Annotated in this window: 27 protein-coding genes; 12 read left to right on the forward strand and 15 right to left on the reverse strand. The window is 37.6% G+C overall.

Features of this window, described 5'->3' with window-relative positions:
* Window position 1 precedes the first annotated feature (1 nt).
* The 3 genes from IW15_RS08280 to IW15_RS08295 form a co-directional block, all read right to left on the reverse strand.
* A complete protein-coding gene (locus IW15_RS08280; RefSeq protein WP_034710551.1) occupies window positions 2-829 on the reverse strand; it encodes an ABC transporter permease in 828 nt (275 codons plus the stop codon).
* Window position 830: 1 nt separating this feature from the next.
* Window positions 831-2,081 (reverse strand): quaternary amine ABC transporter ATP-binding protein, encoded by a 1,251-nt coding sequence (locus IW15_RS08285; RefSeq protein WP_034710552.1) that lies wholly within the window; start codon window positions 2,079-2,081, stop codon window positions 831-833.
* Between the two features lie 502 nt (window positions 2,082-2,583).
* Entirely contained in the window at window positions 2,584-2,949 is a 366-nt protein-coding gene (locus IW15_RS08295; protein WP_034710554.1) for a DUF1304 domain-containing protein, read from the reverse strand.
* 65 nt (window positions 2,950-3,014) lie between these two features.
* Between IW15_RS08295 and IW15_RS08300 the strand changes: the two genes are divergently transcribed.
* From IW15_RS08300 to IW15_RS08310, 3 genes are all read left to right on the forward strand, one after another.
* Entirely contained in the window at window positions 3,015-3,587 is a 573-nt protein-coding gene (locus IW15_RS08300) for a Crp/Fnr family transcriptional regulator (RefSeq protein ID WP_034710555.1), read from the forward strand.
* A 63-nt stretch (window positions 3,588-3,650) separates the two neighbouring features.
* Complete coding sequence (locus IW15_RS08305; protein ID WP_034710556.1) at window positions 3,651-4,088, forward strand: DoxX family protein; 438 nt, start codon at window positions 3,651-3,653, stop codon at window positions 4,086-4,088.
* The gene (locus tag IW15_RS08310) at window positions 4,088-4,534 is read left to right on the forward strand and encodes a carboxymuconolactone decarboxylase family protein (RefSeq protein ID WP_034710557.1); all 447 of its coding nucleotides are present in this window, start codon (window positions 4,088-4,090) and stop codon (window positions 4,532-4,534) included. Before IW15_RS08305 ends, IW15_RS08310 begins: the two co-directional genes overlap by 1 nt.
* Before the next feature lie 95 nt (window positions 4,535-4,629).
* Here the strand turns inward: IW15_RS08310 and IW15_RS08315 are convergent, their stop codons facing one another.
* The 5 genes from IW15_RS08315 to IW15_RS08335 form a co-directional block, all read right to left on the reverse strand.
* Complete coding sequence (locus tag IW15_RS08315; protein WP_034710559.1) at window positions 4,630-5,598, reverse strand: cyclase family protein; 969 nt, start codon at window positions 5,596-5,598, stop codon at window positions 4,630-4,632.
* 85 nt (window positions 5,599-5,683) lie between these two features.
* Entirely contained in the window at window positions 5,684-6,667 is a 984-nt protein-coding gene (locus IW15_RS08320) for an aldo/keto reductase (RefSeq protein ID WP_034711053.1), read from the reverse strand.
* A gap of 219 nt (window positions 6,668-6,886) precedes the next feature.
* Window positions 6,887-7,636, reverse strand: coding sequence for a type 1 glutamine amidotransferase domain-containing protein (locus IW15_RS08325; protein ID WP_228384326.1), 750 nt, complete (start codon window positions 7,634-7,636; stop codon window positions 6,887-6,889).
* Window positions 7,633-7,926 carry a putative quinol monooxygenase gene (locus tag IW15_RS08330; RefSeq protein WP_034710560.1) on the reverse strand — a complete coding sequence of 98 codons (294 nt, stop codon included), beginning with the start codon at window positions 7,924-7,926 and terminating at the stop codon, window positions 7,633-7,635. Before IW15_RS08330 ends, IW15_RS08325 begins: the two co-directional genes overlap by 4 nt.
* A complete protein-coding gene (locus IW15_RS08335) occupies window positions 7,926-8,540 on the reverse strand; it encodes an NAD(P)H-dependent oxidoreductase (protein ID WP_034710561.1) in 615 nt (204 codons plus the stop codon). Before IW15_RS08335 ends, IW15_RS08330 begins: the two co-directional genes overlap by 1 nt.
* Before the next feature lie 193 nt (window positions 8,541-8,733).
* On the opposite strand from IW15_RS08335, the gene IW15_RS08340 reads away from it, so the two are divergent.
* Entirely contained in the window at window positions 8,734-9,480 is a 747-nt protein-coding gene (locus IW15_RS08340) for a metallophosphoesterase family protein (RefSeq protein ID WP_034710562.1), read from the forward strand.
* Between the two features lie 40 nt (window positions 9,481-9,520).
* Entirely contained in the window at window positions 9,521-10,444 is a 924-nt protein-coding gene (locus IW15_RS08345) for a LysR family transcriptional regulator (protein WP_034710564.1), read from the forward strand.
* Here the strand turns inward: IW15_RS08345 and IW15_RS08350 are convergent.
* Entirely contained in the window at window positions 10,428-10,901 is a 474-nt protein-coding gene (locus IW15_RS08350) for a GNAT family N-acetyltransferase (RefSeq protein ID WP_051881859.1), read from the reverse strand. The genes IW15_RS08345 and IW15_RS08350 overlap by 17 nt on opposite strands.
* A gap of 1 nt (window position 10,902) precedes the next feature.
* Window positions 10,903-11,337 carry a GNAT family N-acetyltransferase gene (locus IW15_RS08355; RefSeq protein ID WP_034710566.1) on the reverse strand — a complete coding sequence of 145 codons (435 nt, stop codon included), beginning with the start codon at window positions 11,335-11,337 and terminating at the stop codon, window positions 10,903-10,905.
* 215 nt (window positions 11,338-11,552) lie between these two features.
* Between IW15_RS08355 and IW15_RS08360 the strand changes: the two genes are divergently transcribed.
* A complete protein-coding gene (locus IW15_RS08360; protein WP_034710567.1) occupies window positions 11,553-12,428 on the forward strand; it encodes an aldo/keto reductase in 876 nt (291 codons plus the stop codon).
* 88 nt (window positions 12,429-12,516) lie between these two features.
* Here IW15_RS08360 and IW15_RS08365 read toward each other — a convergent pair whose 3' ends face one another.
* From IW15_RS08365 to IW15_RS08380, 4 genes are read right to left on the reverse strand one after another with little or no spacing between them, the layout of a single operon-like run.
* Window positions 12,517-13,854, reverse strand: coding sequence for a UDP-N-acetylmuramate--L-alanine ligase (locus IW15_RS08365; RefSeq protein ID WP_034710569.1), 1,338 nt, complete (start codon window positions 13,852-13,854; stop codon window positions 12,517-12,519).
* 5 nt (window positions 13,855-13,859) lie between these two features.
* A complete protein-coding gene (locus tag IW15_RS08370) occupies window positions 13,860-14,297 on the reverse strand; it encodes a hypothetical protein (protein ID WP_034710570.1) in 438 nt (145 codons plus the stop codon).
* A 12-nt stretch (window positions 14,298-14,309) separates the two neighbouring features.
* Window positions 14,310-15,116, reverse strand: a complete 807-nt coding sequence (locus IW15_RS08375) for a lysophospholipid acyltransferase family protein (RefSeq protein WP_034710571.1) — start codon at window positions 15,114-15,116, stop codon at window positions 14,310-14,312.
* A gap of 27 nt (window positions 15,117-15,143) precedes the next feature.
* Window positions 15,144-15,773, reverse strand: coding sequence for an NUDIX hydrolase (locus IW15_RS08380; RefSeq protein ID WP_034710572.1), 630 nt, complete (start codon window positions 15,771-15,773; stop codon window positions 15,144-15,146).
* Between the two features lie 253 nt (window positions 15,774-16,026).
* Between IW15_RS08380 and IW15_RS08385 the strand changes: the two genes are divergently transcribed.
* The 6 genes from IW15_RS08385 to IW15_RS08410 all read left to right on the forward strand — a co-directional run bounded on the left by IW15_RS08385 (window position 16,027) and on the right by IW15_RS08410 (window position 21,489).
* On the forward strand, window positions 16,027-16,845 hold the full coding sequence (locus IW15_RS08385) for a hypothetical protein (protein WP_034710573.1): 819 nt from the start codon (window positions 16,027-16,029) through the stop codon (window positions 16,843-16,845).
* 75 nt (window positions 16,846-16,920) lie between these two features.
* Complete coding sequence (locus IW15_RS08390) at window positions 16,921-17,412, forward strand: hypothetical protein (protein WP_228384327.1); 492 nt, start codon at window positions 16,921-16,923, stop codon at window positions 17,410-17,412.
* An 11-nt stretch (window positions 17,413-17,423) separates the two neighbouring features.
* Window positions 17,424-18,152, forward strand: a complete 729-nt coding sequence (locus IW15_RS08395) for a curli production assembly/transport protein CsgE (RefSeq protein ID WP_228384328.1) — start codon at window positions 17,424-17,426, stop codon at window positions 18,150-18,152.
* An 11-nt stretch (window positions 18,153-18,163) separates the two neighbouring features.
* A complete protein-coding gene (locus IW15_RS08400; RefSeq protein ID WP_034710574.1) occupies window positions 18,164-18,574 on the forward strand; it encodes a curli production assembly/transport component CsgF in 411 nt (136 codons plus the stop codon).
* Window positions 18,575-18,601: 27 nt separating this feature from the next.
* On the forward strand, window positions 18,602-19,966 hold the full coding sequence (locus IW15_RS08405) for a CsgG/HfaB family protein (RefSeq protein WP_034710575.1): 1,365 nt from the start codon (window positions 18,602-18,604) through the stop codon (window positions 19,964-19,966).
* Between the two features lie 11 nt (window positions 19,967-19,977).
* The gene (locus IW15_RS08410; protein WP_034710576.1) at window positions 19,978-21,489 is read left to right on the forward strand and encodes a carboxypeptidase-like regulatory domain-containing protein; all 1,512 of its coding nucleotides are present in this window, start codon (window positions 19,978-19,980) and stop codon (window positions 21,487-21,489) included.
* A gap of 330 nt (window positions 21,490-21,819) precedes the next feature.
* Here IW15_RS08410 and IW15_RS08415 read toward each other — a convergent pair whose 3' ends face one another.
* Window positions 21,820-22,467, reverse strand: coding sequence for a response regulator transcription factor (locus IW15_RS08415; protein WP_034711058.1), 648 nt, complete (start codon window positions 22,465-22,467; stop codon window positions 21,820-21,822).
* Window positions 22,468-22,618 lie beyond the last annotated feature (151 nt).

Raw genomic sequence — 22,618 nt, forward strand, 5'->3', positions numbered from 1 at the left:
TTTACTGTTTTTTCTTTACAAATCCCTGAGTAATCCTGTCGAGGACAATTGCTAAAATCACTACAGATAAACCACTTTCGAACCCAAGTCCGATATCCAGATTATTAATTCCTTCCAGTACTTTTTCACCCAATCCACCAGCGGCAATCATTCCGGCAATTACGACCATGGATAATGATAACAATATGGTTTGATTAATACCTGCTAGAATAGTTTTCATGGCTAAAGGAAGTTCTACTTTGAATAAAATCTGACGGTTGGTGGCTCCAAAGGCACGTGCTGCTTCTACAATATCTTTCGGAACAGCCTCAATTCCTAAGGTTGTTAGTCGAACTGCCGGCGGCATTGCAAAAATAATCGTTGCAAAAGCACCCGGGACTTTACCAATGCTGAAAAATAATACAGCAGGAATAAGGTAAACAAAGGCAGGCATTGTCTGCATTAAATCCAGTAACGGTCGGATAATTTTAGCAGCCAATTTACTTTTAGCCGCCCAAATTCCCAAGGGAACAGAAATAACAAGGGCTGTGAGTGTTGCCACAAAAATAAGGGCCAGCGTTTCCATGGTTTCTCTCCATAGTCCCATTAAAAATATTAAAGTAAGCCCGGTTACCGTCATGATGGTAGTCCCTTTTCCGGCTTTCCACCAGGCAAGTAAGGTAAAAAGGAGAATGATAATATAAAAAGGAGTATGGGTTAAAGCCCATTCAATTCCCATAATAGAAGAGTTTCCTACATTTTTTATGACATCAAATAAAGGTTTTGCGTTTTCTGTCAGCCAATTGATTGCAGTTTCTACATATTGACCTATATCTATAGTTTTATTCATTTTATTGATTGTTTGCGATTTCTTTTAATTCAATGATCTCTTCTTCGTTAAACTTGGTAGCTTCTATAATCAGAGATAACTGAGTGACGAGACCTAAAAATTTATTGTTTTCATCCACAACAGCGATAGAAGATTTACTTCCTGAAATTAACGGGAGCATTTCTTCTACGGTTGCATCTTTGTACACTGAAGGAACGTTGCTGTTGATAACCGATTCTACGGTAGGCTCTTTTTTCTTTGCAATGTGGACTACCTCATTAAGGGTTACAAAACCCAGGAATTTATTTTGAAAGTCTACTACAGGTAACGTATCGAAACCTGTCGCTCTCATTTTTCGTAGGGCACCTTCCGGACCGTCTTTTCTAAAACGCACTACGGTAGGTTTGTCGAACATCAGCGATTTGGCGGTGATGATGGTTTTACGGTCCACTTTTTCCACAAAAGCTTTCACATAATCGCTTGCAGGATTGGTTAAAATATCTTCAGCAGTTCCCATCTGTTCTATTACCCCATCTTTCATGATCACGATACGGTCACCAATTTTAATGGCCTCATCCAGATCATGGGTAATGAAGACAATGGTTTTTTGAAGGGTAGCCTGTAATTCAAGCATCTGATCCTGCATTTCAGATTTTATAAGGGGATCCAGTGCAGAGAAGGCTTCATCCATAAGCAGGACTTCAGGATCGTTGGCTAATGCTCTTGCCAATCCGACTCTTTGCTGCATTCCTCCGGAAAGTTGTGACGGAAACTGGTTTTCAAAACCATTTAAGCCAACAATATCGAGGGCTTTTTGTGCTTTTTCTTCCCGGGATTTTTTATCTTCTCCCCGGATTTCCAGTCCGAAAGCGGCATTGCTTAAAACGGTATGATGAGGGAGTAATCCAAACTTTTGAAAAACCATACTCATCTCCGTTCTTCTTACTTCCAGCAGGTCTTTGTTATTTTTAACGGTGATATTATCATCATTGATGTATACTTTTCCTGAGGTGGGCTCATTCAATCTGTTAAGACATCGCAGCAACGTAGATTTACCACTTCCGGATAATCCCATAATTACAAAGAATTCTCCTTCATAGATTTCAAAATTAGCTTTGTTGATTCCCACTGTACAACCCGTTTTTTCGAGAATTTCTTTCTTGGAAAAGCCCTGGTCCAGAAGTTCCTGTGCTTTTTCTTTGTGCTTCCCGAAAATAATAGTCAGATCTTCAACTTTAAGTTTTACTTTTCTACTGTTTTCAATTATATCCATAGTAAGATTTTTCAATTAATAAATGCCTTGATTATACGTTTAATCTAAGGTGTTCTGTTGATCACAGTACAACATAGCCGATAAGAGTTTTAATAATTAAAACCCCATTACAAAAAATAAAAACACATACAAAAGACTGATGTCTGATGTTATGTTTTTAAATATTCTGATAGATTATACTCTAGAAAAAGAGCGCATCATGCAAAAAAGAAATGAATCTTTTTACAGACTTAAAAAATTTAATTACTGATGAAGTAATTAAAAGTATGTGTACTGAACAACTTGAATTTCTACATTGCATCAAAATGCAGACCAGCTTTAAAAAAGCTGTACATCAATTTCTTATGATGGTGCAAATTTACGAATTTTATATTAAATGGAATTTTAGGGCTTAAGAAGCTGGTCTTAAGCCGGATCATAGAACTGAATATTCAGGTCAATATTTAGTATAATCAGATATAAGAATAAGGGGATAGGTAATTAATTTTAAGTAGCGAGAAAATTATTTTAACAGCACTGCAATAATTGCTAAAATAGCAGGTAGTGCCTGAACAAAGAATATTTTTTTTGTTGCAGAGACAGCACCATAAATTCCGGCAATTACAACACAGCTTAAGAAAAATAAAGCCACATTGGTTTGCCATTTCGGATCTTCAATGAGGAAAGACCATACTAATCCGGCAGCAAGAAATCCATTGTAAAGTCCCTGATTAGCTGCTAATCCTTTGGTAGGTTTGAACATTTCCGGAGGTAGTGCAGCTTTGAAAACTTCTTTGCCTTTTGTTTCCCAGGCAAACATCTCCATCCAGAGAATGTAGATGTGTTCTATTGCGACTAAAGCGATTAAAATTTTTGCAACGATTTCCATTATTTATTGTTTTTGAGATTGTAAAACTAAAAAAATAAAGTTAAGTTTGAATACTAAATTGCAAAATGAATAGTTTCAAAGCGCATCTCGATAAATTTATTACCTTAAGTGAGGAAGAATATGCTTCTATCTTTTCTTTTTTTCAGGTTGTACATGTGAGAAAGAAAGAAAATCTGATGCTTGAAGGTGATGTCTGTACATGTAAATATTTTGTTTTAGAAGGATGCCTGAGAAAGTTTTTTGTCAATGAAAAAGGAGTAGAGCAAACTACAGAATTTGCCATAGAAAACTGGTGGATTGCTGATACTTTTGCATATGAAAAACAGATAAAATCAAGCTTTAATATTCAGTCTGTGGAAAATTCCAGAATTTTAGCCATCGATTTTCAATCTCACGAGCTTTTACTGGAAAAGCATCCTATTATGGAGCGCTATTTCAGAATGGTTTATCAAACGGCCTATGCTGCTGCTGAGAAAAGAATCCGTTATATTTATGAAATGACAAAGGAAGAGTATTATGTGCATTTCAGTACATTATATCCTTGGTTCATACAGAGAATTCCACAATATCTCATTGCTTCTTTTTTAGGGTTTACTCCGGAATACCTGAGTGAAATAAGGGCGAAATTACGTTCTTAAACCAGTTTAAGATTTTTACCATTTATAATGCTCAATTTTGTCATGTAATTCAATACCAATATCATGACAGATCAAAAAGTTCAGTTTCCACAGCTATTTTTAAGGCTTACTATTGCGGTAACCATGCTTTCTGCAGTTGCTGACCGTTTTGGGTGCTGGGGGAAAAATTCAGCCTGGGGAAACTGGGAGAATTTTGAGAAGTATACCCGGCAGCTTACCTTCTTTTTACCGGAAAGTCTCAGCAGGATTTCAGCGTATGGTGCCACTTTTTTAGAAATCCTTTTTCCTGTATTGCTTTTAATAGGATACAAAACTAAAATAGCAGCCTATGGTACCGGTTTTCTGTTATTAACTTTCGCCTTATCCATGACGGTTGCTTTAGGAATTAAAGTTCCTCTTGATTATTCAGTATGGATGGGAAGTGCGGGTGCATTTTTACTGGCTGTACAGTCAAAATATTCAATAAGTATCGATCAACTAATTAAAAATAATATATCATAATGAGCGCAAGATTTAATATGGCAACCACAGATGCTGCCGCTTACAAAGCAATGTTGGGATTAGAAGGATATCTTCAGACGATTTCTTTAAACCCTATCCAGAAAGAATTAATCAAGATCAGAGCTTCTCAGATCAACGGTTGTGCATTCTGTCTGGATATGCACACGAAGGATGCTGTAAAATATGGGGAAACTCCACAGCGTATTTTTCTTTTAAATGCATGGAGAGAGGCTGCAGACTTCTATACTGCAGAAGAACAGGTACTTTTGGCGATGACAGAGGAGATTACTTTGATCAGCCAAAAAGGATTAACGGAAGAAACGTACCAAAAAGCAACACAATTCTTTGATGAAAGCCAGATTGCACAGATTATCATGGCGGTTATAGCCATCAATGCATGGAACAGAATTGGGATAAGCACTCATCTGCAGGTACCTAAAAACTAATACAACGGAATATAAAAAGCGCTCTTCAACATTGAAGGGCCCTTTTTCCTTACTTAGAAAATGTTAAATATAAATTGTTATAATCTGAATTGACTTTAATAAATGGCCACAGGATTTACATTGACCTGGGTGGAACCTACATACAAAGGTTGTCCCAGAACAAACATAAATTCCCATACTTTTTCTTTCACCAATGGGCGGGTGTCGATCAGTTCGAGATTATAAATTCCTTTTTTAGCCAGCATAAACTGATTGATCGGGAATTCTTCCTTGCTTTTTGGATTCGGATATACTTCAGAAGCCCAGGTATCACCGCCAAAAGCAACAATTCCCTGGTCCGCCAGCCATTGGGCGGCTTCCATTCCGATGCCGGGTTCCACTTCTAGGAACTGCTTATTATCCTTGCCGATCAGTTCCAGCCATCCGGTATTGAATAAAACAATATCACCTTTTCTTAAACTGATTCCCTGTTTTTTCAGCACTGCTGTAATATCCTTTACAGTAAATTCAGTTCCGCCGGGAACGATCGCTTTTCCGTAATGAGCGGTCATGTCTAAAACCACACCGCGGGTCACAAATGGTGGCGTTTTTTCTATGCCTAATTTTTTCACACCTTCTACGGTTACGAAATCAGCAGCTTTATTTCCATTGTAATACACATTGTCGATGCCAATGTGGCCGATGCCGTTAAGCTGTGTTCCAACCCCTGTCCAGCCGTTCACCAGCTCATCATTAAAGGTAAATTTATTAGGACCTATGCTTTTCCCGGCTTGTTCACCAGGCTGGATATTGTATAAATTAAAACTTCTGTGACGAAAAGCAGGCAGATTTTTGTCGATAGGAACTGCCAGGGAAAGGGTTTTTCCTTTTTTTACCAGAGAAAGTGCCTGTTGTACTATTTCAGGAGTTAATAAATTGGCTGCTCCAATTTCATCCTGGGCGCCATATGGAGAAGGATACCAGGATTTATCTTCAGGATTAATCGATTGGGTTTGTGCTTTTGCAGTTATGCTGTTAAGAACCAATAGGATTGCCAATCCGAATGTTTGGGTCAGATTTTTCATTTTTCAGTAATGTATGGTGTTGAGAATTGTAGAGAAAAGCAACATTCTTCGATAATAGAAGAATGTTACCATGAGTTTTTGGGAACTAAATCTCTTTCAATGCTGTATTGATGAGATTCATTTCTTCCTCGGAAAGACCGAAAGACATGGCTTTCGCATTTTCAATAGCTTGCTGGGCGTTTCTTGCGCCTGCCAATACTACGGTGATTGCCGGTTGTAAGGAAGTCCAGCGTAATACCAGCTGTGATAGGGTAGCGCCTTTTTCCTGAGCAATAGGTTCAATTTTTTCTAAGAATGTTTTTACTTTTTGTAAATCAAACTGGGAAAAATAACCGTTTCTATGATCGTTATCCTTTAATTGGGTTTCTTTAAAATATTTACCGGTTAAAAGTCCTCTTTCCATGGGGCTGTAGACGATAATTCCTGAATTATTTTCCAATGAATAAGGAACCAGATCCTGTTCGATGGCTTGGTTCAGCATACTGTAAGAAACCTGATTGCTTGCTATTTTCAACGTTTTGTTAGCTTCCTGTATTTGTTCAATGCTGTAGTTGCTTACTCCTGCAGCGCGGATTTTCCCTTGCTGAATCAATAGATCCAGGGCTTCCATCGTTTCGCTGATTGGAGTTGTACCGTCCGGCCAGTGAATCTGTAAAAGATCAATATAATCTGTTCCCAGTCTTTGAAGGCTTTCCTCCACTTCTTTGATGATACTTTGTCGGGAAGCATATTTATATACCGGAATTTTTTGTCCATTTTCTTCTGCATCGAAGAAAAATTCACCTTTCCCGTGATTACTTCCGTCCCAGACCAAACCGAATTTAGTCAGTATCTGTATTTTTGAACGATCTCTGCCTTTAATCGCTTCACCGATCATTTCTTCGCTCAATCCAAATCCATAGAATGGTGCGGTATCGATTGAGGTTACCCCGTGGTCAAGAGAGGCATGAATTGAGTTTATAGAATCTTGTTTTTCATTCCCACCCCACATATTTCCACCGATCGCGAATGCTCCGTGTGTAATCACTGAAACTTCCAGATTAGTATTTCCTAATGTTCTATATTCCATTTTTTGTTTTAATTTTTTGAATTCGTTTAACCACAAAAGTTTTACATTTTAAATTCTATATGATTAAAAAAATTCCGTTTAGTTTGTCATTCTGACGAAGGAAGAATCTCTATTCATACGATAGATTCTTCACTCCACTTCGTTCTGTTCTGAATGACAAACATGCCAACTATGGACCGGCGAAAAATTTTCGAATCTTTTGTGGTTGAAAAATTAATGTTATTTATTCTTTAATTCTTTTAAAATCGCCTCGCCAACACTTTTTGCCGACTGTGGATTTTGCCCCGTGATCACTCTCTGATCACTCACTACATGATTCTGCCAAAGCCCTGATTTTTCAAATTTTGCTCCTCTTTCTTTTAATTTATTTTCTAAAAGGAAAGGCACAATATTCGTTAACTTCACTTCAGCTTCCTCTTCATTGGTAAATGCATTAATCTTTTTGCCATCCACCAGATACTGGCCGTTGTTTAGTTTAATATTAACCAAACCAGCCGGTCCGTGACAAACTGCAGCAACAATACCACCGTTCTCGTAAATTTTTGAAGCAATTCCGGCTAGTTCTGCATTGTCTGCGAAATCCCACATAGCTCCGTGTCCGCCAGCATAGAAAATAGCAGTGTAATTTGCTGGATTTACCTGTGATGGCTGCAGTGAGTGGTCTATCTTATTTTTATATTCTGTGTTCTCCCAGAATTCCTTGTTTACCGGATCTTTAAGATCAAAGCCATCTACCGGAGGGGTACCGCCTTTAGGACTGGTGAAATCTATTTCATAGCCTGCATTATGCAGCACTTCCCAAGGATGAGAAACTTCTCCCAGATAATAACCGGTGCTTTCACCTGTATCACCTTTCTTATCGTGACTGGTAACGACGAATAAAATTTTCTTTTTCATAGTGGTATTTTTTTGTGCCTGAACAAATCCTATCGTAAAGAGAGCAAGCACTAAAAACGTTAATTTTTTCATATGGATAGTATATGAGTCGTGTAGAGTTGGGGTTTTTCCTGTAGTTTTTCGTCAATCAAAGCTCCAAAAGCCTGAATATATGGCTGCTGGTTGTGCAGGGCTAATCCTTCTTCGTTTTTCCAGATTTCATAAAAGATAAACTGGTTTTTATCATCAATTCCCTGGTGAAGGCTGTACAGTTCGCATGCTTCTTCTTTTTGGGTTTCTTTCACCATATTCTGGAGAACTTCCAATACTTCAGTCTGGTGTTCTACTTTGGCCTTGATTATTGCTGTAAGGTAAATTTTCATTACGCTAACTGATGTTTTAATTGTTCTTTAAAAACTGTTGTAAGATGCTCTCTGTAAAGCTTCATGTCACGTTCTATGTTGGCATTTTTCTCTACATCGTGGAAATGAAAACTTTCCATTTTTTGTAAAGAAACAAAGGCATTCATTCTATGGAACCCGAATAAAGGTCCGTTATCTACACTCGTTTCATTAAAAAACTCTCCGGGAAGCGTGAAGGCTGTTTCGGGAGCATTCCAGCTTGTGGTTACCATATATTTTCTTCCGCCCAGCATTCCTCCTGTTCCGTAGTTGATCTTCGGATTATCTGCTGATCTTCCGTCGCTCATATAAATTCCTTTAGCATGTCCTGCTGTAAAGACTTCATCAATATATTTTTTGAACCCATTCGGAAGCTGGAACCACCAGATCGGCGTATGGTAAATGATAACGTCTGCCCAAACAAATTTCTGAACTTCTTCATTTTTATCATATCCTTCGTTGATATTGGTGATTTTTACTTCTACATTATCAAATTGTTTTAATACTTCCAGGGTATTGTCTGCAATGGTTTGATTATATTTTCCCCCGGAATGTCCGAAGTTTTGTCCGCCGTTGATGATTAATACTTTTTTCATTGTTTTATGATTGTTTATATTTAACTCTGCAAAGTTACCTTCAGTTTTGGTATAATGAAAATAATGTAAATTATACTAAAGTATCAGAATTGTGATAGTATTGATTTATTGAAAATTGGTTAAATATCATATTGATGCTGAGTCTTTTTATCATCGTTCTCCTGTAACTTTGTGTAGAAATTTTTAATGGAGTATGATAAAAATTGCAATTTTCAGTGATGTACATGGGAATCTTCCTGCCTTGGAAGCAGTGCTGGAAGATATTGAACAAAGAGGAATCCAACAAAAGTTCTGTTTAGGTGATCTGGTTGATTTTGCTCCTTGGGGCAATGAGGTGATCGAAAGAATAAGAAATCTGAATATTCCGTGTATCATGGGAAATCATGATGAAAGAATTGCTTTTGATTTTCCTGTAATTCCTTTAAGCAAGCATTCTGAAGAAGAAACGAATGCAAGGTTTATTGCCATAGACCATTCTAAAAAGTCTATCACGCAGGATAACAAAAAATATCTGGCTGAGCTGCCTTTTCATTTAAAATTAAACTATAAAATTGGAAGGAAACACTGGAATATTCAATTAGTCCATTCCGGGCTGGAAAGCAATGAAACCTATTTGTACGAATCTGAAAATGATGAGGTTTTTACAGACATTTTACAACAATCTCAATCGGATCTTGTGATGATGGGGCATACTCATTTATCTTTTAAAAAAAGGTTTGATAACGACAGATGGGCGGTAAATTGCGGATCGGTAGGACGTTCTAAAGAAGAGAACCGCTTGGCTTCGTATGTTATTATAACAATGGATGAAGAAAAAATAATTCCGGAAATTGTTCAGATTGAATATCCCCTTGAAGAAACAGCCCAGCAGATTGAGCTAAGCGGCATTCCGAAGTATTATGCTTCTTTTTTACGAAATGAAAAAGTATCAGTATTCTGATTATTTTGTACTTTTGTAAAACAATAATAATATTAAAGGAATGGTTAATTTAGAATGGTACCGAACTTTTAAAGCGATCTACAAAACCGGAACCTTAACGGGTGCGGCAGATACGCTGTTTATTTCACAGCCGGGGGTTAGTCTTCATTTAAGCTCTCTGGAAGCCTATGTAGGATATAAATTGTTTGACAGGACAGGACGGAAAATGATTCCTACAGAAAGAGGAAAGGTTTTGTTTAATGCAGTTTCCGAACCGTTGACAAAGCTTGAAGATGTAGAGAAAAATTTCCAGAAATCTACGGAAAAACATACGCCGACGATAAGCATAGGAATGTGCTTTGAAACTTTTCAGACCACGTTGGAGCAGTATGTTTCCACCTTACCTTTTAACCTGATTATTAGTTTTGGAGAGTATCCTGAAATGCTGGATCAGCTGGACAAAGGAATTCTTGATCTTATCATTACTCCTAAGAAAGGGGTTTCGCCCAATATTCTGCATGAAGCTTTTTCATCTGAGCAAATCATTTTGGTAGGCGGAAAAGATGTGGATGTAGCCAGCTTTAAAAAAGCAGTAAAAACCAAAGACACCGATCAGATTGAAGAATGGCTGAAGCAGGAGAAATGGTATGGAACTACGGGCGATATGGAGCATCTTTTTCAGTTCTGGATCCTTAATTTCGGACATAAGCCCAATTTCCGTCCCAATTATATTGTTCCTAACATGAATTCTATCATCCGTTGCCTGAAAGGAGGAACCGGGCTGGCTGTGGTTCCGGATTTTTTATGTAAAGATGAAATTGAAAAAGGAGATATCCAACTGATCTGGAAAGGAAATAAAATGCTGGAAAATACCCTGTATTTCGGATGCCGTAAGAATACCAGTTATCAATCTGAAATCGGGCATATCAAGGGATTATTCAGACAGATGATGGGTAAAGCTGATGATGCTAACGTTCACGTATAATCAAAAACTCTAAGATCACCATATCCCGCATCTGCATTCCATTTTCATATATCGGAAATGGATAATTTTCAATGAAAAAATCTTTGCGGATTCCTTTTTTAACGAAACCATTTTTTTCATAAAACCTGATTTGCTGGAGTCCTGTATCTGAAGTCCCGACCAATAGAGAAGTGTACTGTTTTTCTGTTGCCAGTTCTTTTGCTTTATCGATCAGAATACTTCCGATTCCTTTATTTCGGCAGCTTTCGGTAACGGCGATATTTTTTAATTCTATTTCTGTGGTGCTGTTTTCATGAAGAGCCATAACAGCGATGTCCTGATCTCCCTTATTTAATATATACACTTCAGAGGTAAAGATGTATTGGTTGATAGCTTCTACCGTTTCGTCAGCCAGCAGAAGCAATTCGTAAGGAATTTCATCATCAGGCCCGATTCTTCTGAATGTTAAATGATCCATATTACAAACTCATATGAATGATAGGATATTCTTTCCCGGAACCGTCTGTTTCTGACCTTCCTGTCTGCCTGAACCCCATTTTTTCGTAAAATCCGATTGCCTGAGGATTCTGTTCATTAACATCTACTTTCGTTAAACCTGTTTTTTCTTTCATGAAACGATATAATTCCTTGCCGTAGCCTTTTCCCCGGGCATTATTATGAATGAACAGCATTTCTAAATTGCCTTCTGCCACAGCGGCAAAACCTTTCACCTCCTGATCATCTTCTATCAGATACACTTCCAGATTGGGAAGATAATCCCTGGGAATAACTTTTTTAAAATACGTAAAATCTTCTTCAGCAAGAAAATCGTGGGTAGCGAGTACAGCAGACTCCCAAACTTCCATAATTTTGGGGTAGTCTTCTGCATGAGCTATCCTGATATAATGAGACATAATTCACATTTTTTACAAAAATAAGGGATAAAGTTGTTTTAAAAAAATAGGAACCATATATTGACAAGGAAAAAAGAATATCTAGTGATAAAGCCTTATTATAATGGTTAAAAACTATGATGATGATCTTTTTTTTAATTCCATAATTAATGATTAATTTCAATTTATTATTGGAAATTTGTTTACATTGTATTATATAATTTAAATAAAAAAATATGCATCAAAAAACGTATACAGGACAACCGGTGGTACAGTTAAATAATGGAATTGATATTCCTGCGTTAGGTTTTGGAGTATGGCAGATTGAGGATCAGAAAGTATGTGAGGATACGGTAGTAAAGGCCATCCAAACGGGATACAGAATGATAGATACTGCCGCTATTTATCAAAATGAAGTAGGAGTGGGGAAAGCGATCCAAAACAGTGGGGTAAACAGAGATGATCTGTTTATTACTTCAAAAGTTTGGGTTCAGGACAGCGGATATGAAAAAACAAAGGCAGCATTTCAAAAAACACTGGACAGATTACAGCTTGATTATCTGGATATGTATCTTATACACTGGCCTTACGGAGATTTCTTAGGATCCTGGAAAGCTATGGAAGAGTTATATCATGAAGGAAAAGTCAAAGCAATTGGCGTATGTAATTTTCCGGTGGAAAAACTGGAGGAATTAAAAGCCCATTCAACAGTTGCTCCTGTTATCAACCAGATCGAACTGCATCCTGTTTTTCAGCAAAAAGAACTTCAGGTGTATAACAGGGAACATAATATCATCACCCAGCCGTGGAGCCCGCTTGGAAACGGAAATGAAGAACTCCTGAATAATATAGCATTAAAAGCTATTGCAGAAAAGTATCATAAAACAGTGCCGCAGGTCATTTTAAGATGGCATCTGCAGGAAGGATTTGTTGTGATTCCAAAATCTGTAACGCCTTCAAGAATTGAGGAAAATTTCAATGTTTTTGATTTTGAATTATCAGAAGATGAAATGAATACCGTACGTTCTTTAGATACAGGAAAAAGATTATTCTTTGATCCGAAAGATCCTGACTGGGAAGAGAAAATGCTGAATGTAGTGGCAGATATTTAAGATATAAATTCACATACATTAAGCTGATCTTATGGGCTTAAAATAAAAAAACACCTTCATTTGAAGGTGTTTTTTATGTATTACGATATTATTTCGTTAAATCCAGACCGCCGAAGTTCCCTGAACTCATCATCAGAAAAACACCTTGGGTCTTATCTAAAGTTTCCCAATAGGCATGAAGTTCTTCAGCGTTGGTAAATACTTTTAATTTTTCATTTTTAAACTTTTCTTTAATCAAATCAGGAGAAATAGGATCCATTCTTTTGATCCTTAAAGCATCTTCAGAATAGAAAACCACCGCTTCGTCCAAACCATCCATAGCATGGTCATATTGCTCTAAAAATACGGGATTCAGACTTGAATAGGTATGAAGTTCCAGGAAACCATATTTCGTTTCCTTTTTAAACTGCTCACAAAAAGCTTTTACAGCTGCCTTTACCTTACTTGGAGCATGGGCAAAATCTTTATAAAGCGTTCCCTTATCTTCTCTTTCTACTTTTTCCAGACGTTTCGAAGCACCCTTAAAACTCATAATGGCATCATAGAAATCCTCATCCATAATCCCCAACTGACGGCATATATGACGGGCACCTTCCAGGTTCAGCAAATTATGAGCTCCAAAAACAGAAAGCGGAATATCGCCCATTTCTGTTTTTAAGAAAACTTTTCCATTGGTGATTTCGTATTCAGGGGTTTTGTACGGTATTTTTCTGAAATAGTTTTCAGCACTTTCCACCACTTTTACCACCTCAGCGTCTTCTTCGTTATATACGAGAACACCACCGGGAGTAATGCTTGCTGTAAATTTCCTGAACTGCTCAATATAATCATCAAACGTCTTAAACACATTGATATGATCCCATGCAATACCGCTCATTAAAGCAATGTTGGGCTGGTAAAGTAAAAATTTAGATCGAAGATCAATAGGAGAGGAAAGGTACTCATCACCTTCCAGTACCATAAAATCATTATCCTGGGTAAGCTTTACCATGCAGTCGAAACCTTCAAGCTGTGCACCTACCATATAATCTACATCTTTTTGATGGAAATTAAGGACGTGCAGGATCATGGAAGTAATAGTGGTTTTACCATGAGACCCGGCAATGACCACACGGGTTTTTGTTTTAGATTGTTCGTAAAGAAATTCGGGATAAGAATATATTTTCAGACCCATTTCCTTGGCTTTGGCTAATTCAGGATTGTCCTGATGAGCATGCATACCAAGTATGACAGCATCAATATCAGAAGTTATTTTTTCAGGGAACCAGCCCATTTCGGCGGGAAGGATTCCTTTCTTTTCGAGTCTGGATTTAGAGGGTTCAAAAATAGCATCATCTGAACCTGTAACCTGATATCCTTTGTCTTTTAGCGCAATAGCAAGATTATGCATGGCGCTTCCGCCGATTGCAATAAAATGGGTTTTCAACTTATTTACTGTTTTTTAACATTGTTATTAATAATCTCCTGAAAAGCAGTGAGTATATTGTTCCAGTTGGTCTTGAAATTGGGCATAATCATGCTGGCATCTGTCTTGCTGCCTTCATTAGTCCCTTTCTTTATATTAATTGAAGTCGATACATTGTCGTACAACTTTTTATGATCTTCCTGTATTCTTCTGAAGTTATTTTGAGAAAGCACATGATCCAGTTTTTTTAAATCTTCATCAGAAACTTTAAAATCCTGTTTGTATTTCTTGCCCTGTCCTTCAAACGAATAATGTGCACTATTGCCCTTTATCAATAAATTTTCATAAACGGGTGCTATACCTCCGCTTTTAGCATAACTAATATCAAAATCTGAATATACTTTCTGGCTGTTACATGAAACTAATACGATGACTGCGAATAAAATTCCTATTATTCCTTTCATACTTTAAATGCTTTAATTATCTGAATCTTTTTTTTCTAATTTTTTAGCTTTTAATTCTTCATCATATTGGTGTAATAGGTTGAAATCTTCAGTTTGCTCAATAGCTGTCATAATCTTCAACAAAATTTCTGGTGCTTTTTCATTGTCATAATCGATATCCAGAGGTGCTTTAAATTCCATGGTAGGTTTTACGCCTGTTACCTTTACACGGAGCCCTTTTTTGTCAAACGCTCTACGGAATCCATTGATCTTAATGGGAATCACAATAGGACGCTGGTTTTTGACTAATTTGGCAGTTCCTCTTCTTCCTTGTGCAAATGCCGACGTAGTTCCTTGAGGGAAAGTAGCTACCCAGCCATTGTCTAAGGCTTTCATAATATTGTCTACCTCGGTAAGGTCTACCATTCTGTTCACATTCTGTCCTTCCGCTCTCCAGGTTCTCTTTACGGTTACAGCACCTGCAATTTTAAAAATCTTTGGAAGAATCCCTTTGTTCATGGTTTCTTCAGCTGCAACATAATAAAAGTCAATCTTAGGGTTGAGGAGGTAGATCGGGTTTTTTATGGTATTTAAATAGCCGTTGTTTACCGCGCAAAATGCATGATACATAGCGGCTACATCAGCAAAATAGGTTTGATGGTTACACACAAAAAGGACATTGGAATCCGGAAGATCCACCAGGTGTTCCGTACCGGTTATCTTCAATTTATTAAAACCATTGAACCTTCTATAGGATACAATTCCTAAAATAAAAATTATTAACCTTTTTAATAAATAAGGTGTTCCGAATGCATCGGTGAAAATATTTTTCTTCGCCATTTTTCAATTAAACACGGTTTCGCAAAGTTACATTTTTTTCAGCAACTGGCTGAATTCGCTTAATATCATTGCTGTGGCCCCCCAGATGATGTATCCGTTGAAATTAATCACCGGTACTTCATGCCCGCCTGCACTTGGAAGTGCCATAATTTCGGGATTGTCGGGGAGATTCAAAAATGAAGTGATCGGAAACTCAATGGTATCTACCGCTTCACTTTCCTGCAAAACGAAAAGCGGGTTCTTTTTAGTATATGAAATGTAAGGATATACATAGAAATTACTTGGGGGAACATAAATCGGAGACATTTCCCGGATTACTCGCAGATAATGTTTTTCTATTCCGATTTCTTCTGAAGTTTCCCGAACGGCAGTTTCAGCAAAATCTCTATCCGTTTCCTCGCGTTTCCCACCCGGAAGGGATATCTGTCCGCTGTGTCTGTCATGCTCATTGATGGTGCGTTGGATCAGTGGGAAATACCATTCGTTGTCTTTTAAATATAAAACAATATTCACTGCAGCAAACTTTGGATTTTTTGCCAAAACCTCATCATAGCTGAAAACGGGACGTGAAGGCGGAGAAAATACACCGTGGGCATTGGTCCCGGGTAACTCTACGTTTTTTATTTTCCTCAATAAATCTTTTCCAAAACTTTCCATAGCTCAAATTTAGCAATATAAATTGAAGAAAAGAATACCCCTTAACATTAATTAACCATCATTGTGAGGGATTGGTAAGATCATCCTATTCCGTATTTATACGTAACTGAAGCCGGTGATTCTCGGCCACCGGGAAATAATGACGTAAGGAACTGTAATTAGTGATTTTTAAAATTTACACTTTTGCAGTGGTTTTTCACTTTGCTTTAGAATATACCTTTGTAAGACTATTAACCAATTAATTTATACTAAGATGAAAAGCTTTATTACAGGTGTGTTTACACTAATGGCTATGAGTTTTGGGTTCGCTCAGTCAAATATTGATATGACTGCCCAACTTGGAAACTTAAACGTTGCTACAGTAGACCAAACAGGTCTTTTGAACATTAATTCTTTAACACAGGATGGAAATCGCAACACCGCAGACATTGACCAGGTAGGAATCCTGAATGTCAATACTGCTGAAAGTGTTGGAAACAGAAACTCTATTGATGTAGATCAAACAGGATTGGCAAACTCTAATAACGTAAGCCAACAGGGAAACAGAAACTCTGCAGTAACCTGGCAGTTGGGAACATTCAACACTACGGACCAAACTCAGATAGGAAGAAGAAATGAGGTATCATCCGTACAGTTGGGTAACAGCAACGCAGTGGTTCAATACCAGGATGGCAGAAGAAATGATGCTTCAGCGATCCAATGGGGCGACAATAATACTGCTGCTCAGGTTCAATTAGGCAGAAGAAATGAAGCAACTGGTCTTCAGGTTGGGAATTCAAACTTCCTGGTACAATATCAGGATGGAAATGACAACAGTGCATCCAATGATCAGGTGGGTAATGGCAACATAGCCGCCGCCGTTCAGATTGGTGATGATAATACATCCATGGGAGCACAGGCTGGGAATAATAACCAATTATACCAAATTCAGTTAGGAAATTCCAATACGGCAGTAGATGTTCAGATGGGTAACAGTAATTTTACCTGGGTAACCCAAACCGGTGATTCCCATGTTCATGTAGGAACTCAGATCGGTAACGGAAACTCTATGACTATCAATCAGTCGAACTAATAGAGGTATAAGCCGTATTATGAATGTCAGTATTAAAAGGAGAGACTGTTCTGGTTTCTCCTTTTTAGGCTTACCATGCAGAATATACCCGGAAACCATGAGTTTCATGCATACTGCCTGGGTGTTTTTTTCCGATTCTCTATCGACATCTTATCTAAAATTAATGCCATGTTTAAATTAGGACTGAGTGTTTGTACACTTTTCATACTGCAGTCTTTCAAATCACAGCAGGTTGATTGGGAGCATATCAACAGTAATAATGCACTTGCAGCGATTGCGATCCAAAATAATGGATCTGATGCTTTCTACTCCAACATTATTCAGGTGGGGGATTTCAATAAAGCAGCTCTTTCTCTTAATGAAAAAACGGATATTTCAGTACGGCAGCTTGGAGATTACAACACTCTTTTTTTTATTAATTCTTTTACGGATACAGAAACCAAAACAGCCGTTACCACCCAGGGAAATAACAATATTATTGATATTACCGGAAGCAACAGCGTATCTGACGGAATGCAGGTAACTGTAAAAGGAGATAATAAAACCGTTTTCATGAGGAATTACTAAAAACATAAATGATGAAAAATCTGTATTTGAATCCGTGTACCTTTTTTATCTTCCTGTTTGTAATGAGTTACGGACAGGAAGACAAGAAGGTTATTGCTAAAATTGAACACAGTACGGTGGAAAATCAGATGAAACTGAAAGCTACTGTTACCAACAATACAGCCATCTACAAAGAACTTAATTACCTGTTGGTTTCCATTAAAAAAGGTGGGGCGGGTAATCTTTCCAATAACCGTCAGAGCGGAAAATTTTCAATCAATCCCAATGAGGTAAAAGTATTGTCGGAAATCAGTGTAAATCTTGATAAAAAAGATGCCCTGAAAGCCTTTCTGTACATCAAAGACGAGGAAACCCAGAAGCTTGTGGCTAAAGACAGCCTTGAATTTAATAATGACTGGTTTAAAAAGAAAGCAGGCAGGGTAGAAGAAGATGCTGTATTTGAATTAAAAGGGCTGACCATTGATGAAACGAAAAGTAAAATAGGAAAAGATTTTTATGACCTGTTTTACATGCAGTACAGCCAGCTTCCGGACAAATCGAATGCTCCGGTTACCATTTCAGAACTTCCCGTTCGGGGTACCAGCAGCCAGATCAATATTGAAATAGAAGATAAAGTGATTTACAGCTTTATGACCAATCCCAGTGAAGATTATCTGAAAGAACAGCTTGCCGGCAGCCTGAAATATATCAAAGAATTTAATGCCAGAAAAAACCTTATAAAAAATGAATTCATCTACTAAAAACGTCCGTTATGAAAACTTTTATAATCATTTTCACCTTTATTGCGGGCATATTCTGCGGAAAAGCCCAGCAGTTGGTTTATAAGCCTGTAAATCCTGCATTTGGAGGAGATACCTTCAATTATCAGTGGCTTTTAAGCTCGGCAAATGCCCAAAATCAGTTTGATGAAAAAAAAGATTACAGCAATCTATTGGGGAATGCCAACTCCTTGGACAGCTTCAGCCAAAGCATCAATCGTCAGGTGTTGAGCGAACTGTCGAGAAAGTTGTTTGAAGATCAGTTTGGACAAGGCAGTGTACAACCCGGAAATTATCTTTTTGGATCACTATACCTGCAGATTACCACAACTGCTCAAGGACTTTTAATTAATATTTTGGATACCAGTACTGGTGATCAGTCCGAGATCGTAATTCCAAAATAAAAAAAGTAACTAAAAACTAAACTTACCATGAGAGCTTACATTTACACCAGAATTTTTTTCTGTGCCGCCTTTTTATGTATCATGCAGGCGTGCAGCTCATTGTTGGGACTGCCTTCAGATCCCCAAAAATCTACGATGGGGGAGAACACCTCCTATACCACAGAATTGAAAAACCTCCCCCTTCCCAAAGAAAAAGTAGTTATAGGAGTTTATAAATTCCGGGATCAGACCGGCCAGTACAAACCCTCTGAAAACGGTAATAACTGGAGCACAGCCGTACCGCAGGGAACCACCACGATTCTGATCAAAGCATTAGAAGACAGCAGGTGGTTTGTTCCTATTGAAAGAGAAAATATAGCAAATCTTTTGAATGAAAGACAGATCATTCGCTCCACACGGCAGGAATATTTAAAAGATGCCGATAAAACCAGCCAGTCGCTGCCACCGCTTTTATATGCCGGAATTCTTCTGGAAGGAGGCGTGATTTCTTATGACAGCAATGTGATGACTGGCGGGCTGGGAGCAAGATATTTTGGCATCGGCGCCTCTACCCAATACCGCCAAGACAGAATTACCATCTACCTTCGTGCGGTTTCTACCTTAAACGGGGAAATTCTGAAAACCGTTTACACCTCCAAAACCATACTTTCAACGAGCGTTAACGGAAGTTTTTTCAGGTATATAGATACCGAAAGACTTTTGGAAGCCGAAATAGGGCTTACCCAGAATGAACCTGTACAGCTTGCCGTAACCGAAGCTATAGAAAAAGCGGTGAAATCTTTAATTGTGGAAGGGATTCAGGATAAGATCTGGGGAAAAGCAGTGGAAGGCACCACCGATTATCAATCTCTTATCGATGAATATACCAGAGAACAGGATAAAAATATGAACAGAACCATAGGAGACAGGATGCCTGAAAATTACAGACAGAAACTCTCTGTATTTGCCAATGTGGAAGGGCAGAAAGTAAAAGATGATTATGTGGGGACTACCATGAACGTGGGCGGAAAGGTGGGTGTTAAATATTTTTTAAGCCCAAGCTTTAATCTTGAATTGAACGGCAACTATTTCACCTTAGAAAATAAAAATATTGCGAAAAAGAGCTATTACGTTCCGGAGATCAATCTGGAATACCTTCTTTTTCCAAGATATAAATTCAGTCCATATCTGTATGGAGGCTTGGGGGCTATGTTTTCAAAAGAGAGTCCCCAATATAAAGGTCAGGTAGGAGGCGGCCTTGAATATATGATCGACAATAATGTCGCTCTGAGGGTTTCATCTCAGTATGATATAGGTTTTAAAGACGACTGGGAAGGATTGATCAAGGGAAAACATAAAGATCAGTCGATACGGTTTGCGTTGGGAGTCAACTTTTATATTGGAAAAAAATAAAAACAAACACTATGAAAACTTTACTAAAAATTATCAGCATATTCATTCTTTATTTTTGCCTGTTTTCATGTAATGAAGAACTTACAGATCAGGCTCAAACAGGAATATTGAAAGGAAAAGTAGTGAAAAGAGGCACCAATGTGCCGATTCCCAATGTGAAAATTTTTACAGCACCCACCACCCAAACCGTTTTCAGTGGGACTGACGGAACCTTTGAAATTTCTAATATGCCTGTAGGAAACTATTCTGTAAAAGCAGAATTATCAGGGTATATCACGACTTTTCAGGGGGTTAATCTGCAAAATCAAAATCAGCTGGTAACCGTGGTTTTTGAGATGGATGACGATACGTCGTTAAACTCTCCGCCCACAGCGCCGCAATTGCTGAGTCCGGTAGATAATGCAGTCAACCAGCCTTTGAATGTAGAGCTTACCTGGACGTCCACCGATCCGGATACGGCAGATGTATTAAAATATAGTTTGACAATTAAAAATAATCTGGATACTAATGTGATTCAGGTGAATGATTTGAAAGTGAATCATTATACACTCTCAAATCTGAAGTTTGGTGTTAGTTACTTCTGGCAGGTGTCTGTTTCGGACGACATTCACCCGCCAGTTTTAAGTGCTATTGGTAAATTCACGACCAATACCGTTCCTACAAACCGTTATCACTATGTACAAAAACAGGACGGTAATTTTGTAATCATTTCAAGTGATGCTCAGGGAAATAATTTTCAGTTCACCAATTCATCCTACAACAGCTGGCGCCCAAGGAAAAATAACAATGCTGGCTTAATTGCATTCCTGAGAACCGAAGGCGGAAGCACGCATCTGTATACTGCAAACCCTGATGGTTCAAATCCTTTTAAAGTGACCACAGTACCTGCTGCCGGATTTAATAATTATGAAATGGATTTTGCATGGAGTACCAATGGACAGGAACTTTTATATTCTAATTTCAATAAATTATACAGAATTAATAAAGATGGAAGCGGTCTTAATCTTGTGTATACGACACCAGACGGAAGTATGATCTCAGAATGTGACTGGAGTTACGATGGAAGCAAAATCGCTTTAAAAACCAATGATTTCAGTGGATACAATACAAAGATCTATGTTATTGATATGATTGGGACTGTCTTAAAGACAGTGGTGACTGGAGTTGCCGGAGCAAGCGGAGGATTGAATTTTTCTGTTGATGGACAGCTTCTTCTCTATACACGGGATATGTCCGGTTATCAGGATAGCAGCGGCAATTACCGTCAGCTGGATTCCCATATTTTTGTCTATAATCTGGTAAGCAATGCAGTGTATGATATTTCTTTGGAAAGCGAAAAACCATTGGGAACAAACGACCTGGACCCCAGATTTTCACCCAATAATGCACAGGTTATTTTCATGAATACTTCAAATGATAATATTTCTCAGAAAAACGTGATGACCATAGATCTCAACAGTTCTATGACAGACCTTTCCAGAGCAGTTCTCTTCAATAATGCAGAAATGCCGGATTATGAATAGATAGCTGATGGTTGTTGGTTTATGGCTGACGGTGTATAGTGTATAGTGTATAGTGTATAGTGTATAGTGTATAGTGTATAGTGTATAGTGTATAGTGTATAGTGTAGACAGTTTATAGGTCTAGTTGGTGATTTTGAAAAATACTACTTTAAGTATCAGAAGACTTGTCGCCTCAACCATTATCATCATGAATACATTGTACGTTTTACATTGTACAAAAAAAGACTTAAGGATCAGTAAATTTGTTGCTTCAACAGTCATCACCATTAATACACTTTACTTTTTACAGTGTACAAAAAAAATCCAAACCTTCAGGTTTGGATTTTTTTCTTAATCAATAATATGATTTTCAAGTGCGTATTTCACGACGCCTACGGAGTTTTTTACATTGAGCTTTAAAAGGATCCTTTTACGGTGGGTTTCTACGGTATTGATGCTTATAAAAAGTTTTTCCGAGATATCTTTGCTGCTTAATCCATCGCATATCAGCCTCAGAATTTCCATTTCCCGCCTTGTGAGCGGATCTTTAATATGAGAATTTGCTTTTTCCTGTTCATTGCTTAAAAAATGGATCATGCTCTCTTTGGCGTGATTGCAGATATAGATTTCATTTAAAAGCAATGCCTGGATGGATTTCATGAACTCATCATACCGGCTGTTTTTATCGAGGTAGCTCTTTATTCCTTTGTTAAAAAGCTTTCTGATATCAATTACATCATAGCTATTGCCGATAATGATGATTTTGATGTCTTTGTTTTCGGCGGTAATATTTTCTATAGATTTGTAAAGATCCGTAAGCATCAGCATATTGGAACTTATCATCAGGATTTCAGGAGCCTCTTCCTGCAGCTGCTTAGAAAGCGTTTCGAAAGAATTACAAATATTAATTGTATTAAAAATTTTACTTTGAGAAAGAAGTTTTGATAATCCTTCTGTATACAGCATAGGTTCATCAAAAATAGTTAATCTTGGTTTCATCATGGTTAGTTTTGGTTATATAAAAATATAAAAAAAACTTTACATTTTGGCATTAATTAGCAATTAATAATGAATTATACGATATAAATGAATAATAAAATGTATTTTTTATTGATTATTTTGTAAATAATTCTCTTTTTATGGAGTTGTG

It is taken from the genome of Chryseobacterium soli, from assembly GCF_000737705.1.
In the GTDB taxonomy this organism is placed as follows: domain Bacteria; phylum Bacteroidota; class Bacteroidia; order Flavobacteriales; family Weeksellaceae; genus Chryseobacterium; species Chryseobacterium soli.

Bases quoted from the DNA above. Each gene is read 5' to 3' on its own strand.
- IW15_RS08410 (WP_034710576.1), top strand. From the start codon at position 19,978: ATGAAAACTTTACTAAAAATTATCAGCATATTCATTCTTTATTTTTGC.
- IW15_RS08285 (WP_034710552.1), bottom strand. From the start codon at position 2,081: ATGGATATAATTGAAAACAGTAGAAAAGTAAAACTTAAAGTTGAAGAT.
- IW15_RS08280 (WP_034710551.1), bottom strand. From the start codon at position 829: ATGAATAAAACTATAGATATAGGTCAATATGTAGAAACTGCAATCAAT.
- IW15_RS08370 (WP_034710570.1), bottom strand. From the start codon at position 14,297: ATGAAAGGAATAATAGGAATTTTATTCGCAGTCATCGTATTAGTTTCA.
- IW15_RS08315 (WP_034710559.1), bottom strand. From the start codon at position 5,598: ATGAAAAATCTGACCCAAACATTCGGATTGGCAATCCTATTGGTTCTT.
- IW15_RS08335 (WP_034710561.1), bottom strand. From the start codon at position 8,540: ATGAAAAAAGTATTAATCATCAACGGCGGACAAAACTTCGGACATTCC.
- IW15_RS08395 (WP_228384328.1), top strand. From the start codon at position 17,424: ATGAAAAATCTGTATTTGAATCCGTGTACCTTTTTTATCTTCCTGTTT.
- IW15_RS08390 (WP_228384327.1), top strand. From the start codon at position 16,921: ATGCAGAATATACCCGGAAACCATGAGTTTCATGCATACTGCCTGGGT.
- IW15_RS08320 (WP_034711053.1), bottom strand. From the start codon at position 6,667: ATGGAATATAGAACATTAGGAAATACTAATCTGGAAGTTTCAGTGATT.
- IW15_RS08355 (WP_034710566.1), bottom strand. From the start codon at position 11,337: ATGTCTCATTATATCAGGATAGCTCATGCAGAAGACTACCCCAAAATT.
- IW15_RS08330 (WP_034710560.1), bottom strand. From the start codon at position 7,926: ATGAAAATTTACCTTACAGCAATAATCAAGGCCAAAGTAGAACACCAG.
- IW15_RS08380 (WP_034710572.1), bottom strand. From the start codon at position 15,773: ATGGAAAGTTTTGGAAAAGATTTATTGAGGAAAATAAAAAACGTAGAG.
- IW15_RS08325 (WP_228384326.1), bottom strand. From the start codon at position 7,636: ATGAAAAAATTAACGTTTTTAGTGCTTGCTCTCTTTACGATAGGATTT.
- IW15_RS08310 (WP_034710557.1), top strand. From the start codon at position 4,088: ATGAGCGCAAGATTTAATATGGCAACCACAGATGCTGCCGCTTACAAA.
- IW15_RS08375 (WP_034710571.1), bottom strand. From the start codon at position 15,116: ATGGCGAAGAAAAATATTTTCACCGATGCATTCGGAACACCTTATTTA.
- IW15_RS08300 (WP_034710555.1), top strand. From the start codon at position 3,015: ATGAATAGTTTCAAAGCGCATCTCGATAAATTTATTACCTTAAGTGAG.
- IW15_RS08405 (WP_034710575.1), top strand. From the start codon at position 18,602: ATGAGAGCTTACATTTACACCAGAATTTTTTTCTGTGCCGCCTTTTTA.
- IW15_RS08305 (WP_034710556.1), top strand. From the start codon at position 3,651: ATGACAGATCAAAAAGTTCAGTTTCCACAGCTATTTTTAAGGCTTACT.
- IW15_RS08400 (WP_034710574.1), top strand. From the start codon at position 18,164: ATGAAAACTTTTATAATCATTTTCACCTTTATTGCGGGCATATTCTGC.
- IW15_RS08350 (WP_051881859.1), bottom strand. From the start codon at position 10,901: ATGGATCATTTAACATTCAGAAGAATCGGGCCTGATGATGAAATTCCT.
- IW15_RS08345 (WP_034710564.1), top strand. From the start codon at position 9,521: ATGGTTAATTTAGAATGGTACCGAACTTTTAAAGCGATCTACAAAACC.
- IW15_RS08340 (WP_034710562.1), top strand. From the start codon at position 8,734: ATGATAAAAATTGCAATTTTCAGTGATGTACATGGGAATCTTCCTGCC.
- IW15_RS08295 (WP_034710554.1), bottom strand. From the start codon at position 2,949: ATGGAAATCGTTGCAAAAATTTTAATCGCTTTAGTCGCAATAGAACAC.
- IW15_RS08385 (WP_034710573.1), top strand. From the start codon at position 16,027: ATGAAAAGCTTTATTACAGGTGTGTTTACACTAATGGCTATGAGTTTT.
- IW15_RS08415 (WP_034711058.1), bottom strand. From the start codon at position 22,467: ATGAAACCAAGATTAACTATTTTTGATGAACCTATGCTGTATACAGAA.
- IW15_RS08360 (WP_034710567.1), top strand. From the start codon at position 11,553: ATGCATCAAAAAACGTATACAGGACAACCGGTGGTACAGTTAAATAAT.